At 56.2% G+C, this 5,349-nt stretch carries 1 protein-coding gene and 2 rRNA genes; 2 read left to right on the forward strand and 1 reads right to left on the reverse strand.

The features are described from left to right. Positions 1-206 (reverse strand): hypothetical protein (locus ABZV91_RS32150; RefSeq protein WP_355249479.1); only part of this gene is annotated, 206 nt, incomplete at its 3' end. Here ABZV91_RS32150 and ABZV91_RS32155 point away from each other — a divergent pair. Beyond that, positions 203-1,719, forward strand: a 16S ribosomal RNA gene (locus ABZV91_RS32155). The two genes, ABZV91_RS32150 and ABZV91_RS32155, sit on opposite strands and share 4 nt — an antisense overlap. A 331-nt stretch (positions 1,720-2,050) precedes the next feature. Next, positions 2,051-5,181 (forward strand): 23S ribosomal RNA (locus ABZV91_RS32160). The 16S and 23S rRNA genes sit together here, the layout of an rRNA operon. The last annotated feature ends 168 nt before the right edge of the window (positions 5,182-5,349 follow it).

Consider the following 5,349-nt stretch of genomic DNA (forward strand, 5'->3'; position numbering starts at 1 on the left):
TGTGTGCGTGTGTTCTTTGAGAACTCAATAGTGTGTTGATGAATGTCAGTGCCAAATATTTGATTTGGTTTCGGTTCTTCATACCCCCGTGTGGAGGATCGAACATTTAAGTCAGCTAAATTCCAGCTGGCGATTTGTTTTGCTGGGTTTTCGGACTCTGGTTTGTACTTTTGATTGCGCCTTCGGGTGTGATTGTGAGTCTTCAACGGAGAGTTTGATCCTGGCTCAGGACGAACGCTGGCGGCGTGCTTAACACATGCAAGTCGAGCGGTAAGGCCCTTCGGGGTACACGAGCGGCGAACGGGTGAGTAACACGTGGGTGATCTGCCTTGCACTCTGGGATAAGCCTGGGAAACTGGGTCTAATACCGGATATGACCTTCGGTTGCATGACCGAGGGTGGAAAGATTTATCGGTGCAAGATGAGCCCGCGGCCTATCAGCTTGTTGGTGGGGTAATGGCCTACCAAGGCGACGACGGGTAGCCGGCCTGAGAGGGCGACCGGCCACACTGGGACTGAGACACGGCCCAGACTCCTACGGGAGGCAGCAGTGGGGAATATTGCACAATGGGCGGAAGCCTGATGCAGCGACGCCGCGTGAGGGATGACGGCCTTCGGGTTGTAAACCTCTTTCGACTCCGACGAAGCGAAAGTGACGGTAGGAGTATAAGAAGCACCGGCCAACTACGTGCCAGCAGCCGCGGTAATACGTAGGGTGCGAGCGTTGTCCGGAATTACTGGGCGTAAAGAGCTTGTAGGCGGCTTGTCGCGTCGATCGTGAAAACTCGGGGCTCAACCCCGAGCTTGCGGTCGATACGGGCAGGCTTGAGTACTTCAGGGGAGACTGGAATTCCTGGTGTAGCGGTGAAATGCGCAGATATCAGGAGGAACACCGGTGGCGAAGGCGGGTCTCTGGGAAGTAACTGACGCTGAGAAGCGAAAGCGTGGGTAGCGAACAGGATTAGATACCCTGGTAGTCCACGCCGTAAACGGTGGGTACTAGGTGTGGGTTTCCTTCCACGGGATCCGTGCCGTAGCTAACGCATTAAGTACCCCGCCTGGGGAGTACGGCCGCAAGGCTAAAACTCAAAGGAATTGACGGGGGCCCGCACAAGCGGCGGAGCATGTGGATTAATTCGATGCAACGCGAAGAACCTTACCTGGGTTTGACATACACCGGAAACCTGCAGAGATGTAGGCCCCCTTGTGGTCGGTGTACAGGTGGTGCATGGCTGTCGTCAGCTCGTGTCGTGAGATGTTGGGTTAAGTCCCGCAACGAGCGCAACCCTTATCTTATGTTGCCAGCGCGTAATGGCGGGGACTCGTGAGAGACTGCCGGGGTCAACTCGGAGGAAGGTGGGGACGACGTCAAGTCATCATGCCCCTTATGTCCAGGGCTTCACACATGCTACAATGGCCGGTACAGAGGGCTGCGATACCGTGAGGTGGAGCGAATCCCTTAAAGCCGGTCTCAGTTCGGATCGGGGTCTGCAACTCGACCCCGTGAAGTTGGAGTCGCTAGTAATCGCAGATCAGCAACGCTGCGGTGAATACGTTCCCGGGCCTTGTACACACCGCCCGTCACGTCATGAAAGTCGGTAACACCCGAAGCCGGTGGCCTAACCCTTGTGGAGGGAGCCGTCGAAGGTGGGATCGGCGATTGGGACGAAGTCGTAACAAGGTAGCCGTACCGGAAGGTGCGGCTGGATCACCTCCTTTCTAAGGAGCATTCTCCATGCCGGCTCGAAGAGTCGAGTACCGGTCGTGGCAGAGGCCATTTCGGAAGCGAATGTTTTCCGATGGTTGCTCATGGGTGGAACGCTGACAATCTCCATCACGTATGGCTGCGGCCGAGTCCGTGGTGCTGGTGGATATATCAACACACTGTTGGGTCCTGAAAGAACAGGCGTTCTTTCCAGGCAAAAAATACGATCCGCTCGGATCTCCGTTCATACCGCGGGAGCTTTTCTAAGTTTCTGGCTGGTGCGGGTGCAAGGTTCGGGTGGGTGTGTTGTTTGAGAACTGCACAGTGGACGCGAGCATCTTTGTTTTGTAAGTGTTTTAGAGCGTACGGTGGATGCCTTGGCACCAGGAGCCGATGAAGGACGTAGGAGGCTGCGATAAGCCTCGGGGAGCTGTCAACCGAGCTGTGATCCGAGGGTGTCCGAATGGGGAAACCCAGCACGAGTGATGTCGTGTTACCCGCACCTGAATATATAGGGTGTGTGGAGGGAACGTGGGGAAGTGAAACATCTCAGTACCCACAGGAAGAGAAAACAACATGTGATTCCGTGAGTAGTGGCGAGCGAAAGCGGATGAGGCTAAACCATGCGTGTGTGATAGCCGGCAGGCGTTGCACGTGTGGGGTCGTGGGGCTCACTTTCTTGTCACTGCCGTGGCGAGCAACAGTCAGAAAAGTTCGTGTTAGTCGAATTGGTCTGGGACGGCCAACCGTAGACGGTGAGAGTCCGGTAGGCGAAAACATGTTCTCTGTTGTAGTGAGTGCCCGAGTAGCAGCGGGCCCGTGAAATCTGCTGTGAATCTGCCGGGACCACCCGGTAAGCCTGAATACTCCCTGGTGACCGATAGCGGACTAGTACCGTGAGGGAAAGGTGAAAAGTACCCCGGGAGGGGAGTGAAATAGTACCTGAAACCGTGCGCTTACAATCCGTCAGGGCCTCTGCACAGCTTGCTGTGGGGGGTGATGGCGTGCCTTTTGAAGAATGAGCCTGCGAGTTAGTGGCATGTGGCGAGGTTAACCCGTGTGGGGTAGCCGTAGCGAAAGCGAGTCCGAATAGGGCGTTCGAGTCGCGTGTTCTAGACCCGAAGCGGAGTGATCTACCCATGGCCAGGGTGAAGCGACGGTAAGACGTCGTGGAGGCCCGAACCCACTTAGGTTGAAAACTGAGGGGATGAGCTGTGGGTAGGGGTGAAAGGCCAATCAAACTCCGTGATAGCTGGTTCTCCCCGAAATGCATTTAGGTGCAGCGTCGCGTGTTTCTCACCGGAGGTAGAGCTACTGGATGGTCTAGGGGGCCCACAAGCTTACCGAAATCAGCCAAACTCCGAATGCCGGTGAGTGAGAGCGCGGCAGTGAGACTGCGGGGGATAAGCTTCGTAGTCGAGAGGGAAACAGCCCAGATCGCCGGCTAAGGCCCCTAAGCGTGTACTAAGTGGAAAAGGATGTGGGATTGCGCAGACAGCCAGGAGGTTGGCTTAGAAGCAGCCACCCTTGAAAGAGTGCGTAATAGCTCACTGGTCGAGTGATCCTGCGCCGACAATGTAGCGGGGCTCAAGTACACCGCCGAAGCCGCGGCAGTCGCACAATACATCCACATCGGATTACGGTCTGGTGTGCAGTGGTGTGGCTGGGTAGGGGAGCGTCGTGTAGCCAGGGAAGCAGCGGGGTGACCTAGTTGTGGAGGCTGCGCGAGTGAGAATGCAGGCATGAGTAGCGAAAGACGAGTGAGAAACTCGTCCGCCGAATGACCAAGGGTTCCTGGGCCAGGTTAATCCGCCCAGGGTGAGTCGGGACCTAAGGCGAGGCCGACAGGCGTAGTCGATGGACAACGGGTTGATATTCCCGTACCCGTGTATCCGCGCCCAATGGCGAATCATCTGTGCTAAGCGCCCAAAACCTGATGGACCTCCTTCGGGAGGCCGGATGGGGCTGCGCGCGACCCTGGGTGTAGTAGTCAAGCGATGGGGTGACGCAGGAAGGTAGCTGGGCCAGTCAGTGGTTGTACTGGTGTAAGCCTGTAGGGCGTTGTGTAGGCAAATCCGCACAACATGTGCCTGAGAGGTGATGCGTAGCCGATTGAGGCGAATTCAGTGATCCTATGCTGCCGAGAAAAGCCTCTAGTGAGTTGGTACACGGCCCGTACCCCAAACCGACACAGGTGGTCAGGTAGAGAATACTAAGGCGATCGAGAGAACTGTGGTCAAGGAACTCGGCAAAATGCCCCCGTAACTTCGGGAGAAGGGGGGCCCGAGCTGGTGACGGAATTTACTTCCCGAGCTGGTTTGGGCCGCAGAGACCAGAGAGAAGCGACTGTTTACTAAAAACACAGGTCCGTGCGAAGTCGTAAGACGATGTATACGGACTGACGCCTGCCCGGTGCCGGAAGGTTAAGAGGACCGGTTAGCGCTTCGGCGCGAAGCTGAGAATTTAAGCCCCGGTAAACGGCGGTGGTAACTATAACCATCCTAAGGTAGCGAAATTCCTTGTCGGGTAAGTTCCGACCTGCACGAATGGCGTAACGACTTCTCTGCTGTCTCGACCACAGACTCGGCGAAATTGCATTACGAGTAAAGATGCTCGTTACGCGCGGCAGGACGAAAAGACCCCGGGACCTTCACTATAGCTTGGTATTGGTGTTCGGTACGGTTTGTGTAGGATAGGTGGGAGACTGTGAAGCATGCACGCCAGTGTGTGTGGAGTCATCGTTGAAATACCACTCTGATCGTATTGGACCTCTAACCTCGGACCATGATCTGGTTCAGGGACAGTGCCTGGTGGGTAGTTTAACTGGGGCGGTTGCCTCCCAAAATGTAACGGAGGCGCCCAAAGGTTCCCTCAGCCTGGTTGGCAATCAGGTGTCGAGTGCAAGTGCACAAGGGAGCTTGACTGTGAGACAGACATGTCGAGCAGGGACGAAAGTCGGGACTAGTGATCCGGCACCGGCATGTGGAAGCGGTGTCGCTCAACGGATAAAAGGTACCCCGGGGATAACAGGCTGATCTTCCCCAAGAGTCCATATCGACGGGATGGTTTGGCACCTCGATGTCGGCTCGTCGCATCCTGGGGCTGGAGTAGGTCCCAAGGGTTGGGCTGTTCGCCCATTAAAGCGGCACGCGAGCTGGGTTTAGAACGTCGTGAGACAGTTCGGTCTCTATCCGCCGCGCGCGTTGGAAACTTGAGGAAAGCTGTCCCTAGTACGAGAGGACCGGGACGGACGAACCTCTGGTGTGCCAGTTGTCCCGCCAGGGGCACGGCTGGTTGGCTACGTTCGGAAGGGATAACCGCTGAAAGCATCTAAGCGGGAAGCCTGTTCCAAGATGAGGTTTCCCACCACCTAGAGTGGTTAAGGCCCCCTACAGACCATGGGGTTGATAGGCCGGAACTGGAAGCCAGGTAACTGGTGGAGGTGACCGGTACTAATAGGCCGAGGGCTTACAAACAAAGGTTGCTACGCGTCCACTGTGCAGTATCTGAAACAACACACAGACACAGAAGACACACCCGAACCAGGAAAAGATCCCTGGGGTTGGTGGGTGGCTCTCTGTGGATAGTTTCATAGAGTTACGGCGGTTATAGCGGCAGGGAAACGCCCGGTCCCATTCCGAACC

It is taken from the genome of Nocardia sp. NPDC004568 (genome assembly GCF_040609955.1).
In the GTDB taxonomy this organism is placed as follows: Bacteria; Actinomycetota; Actinomycetes; order Mycobacteriales; family Mycobacteriaceae; genus Nocardia.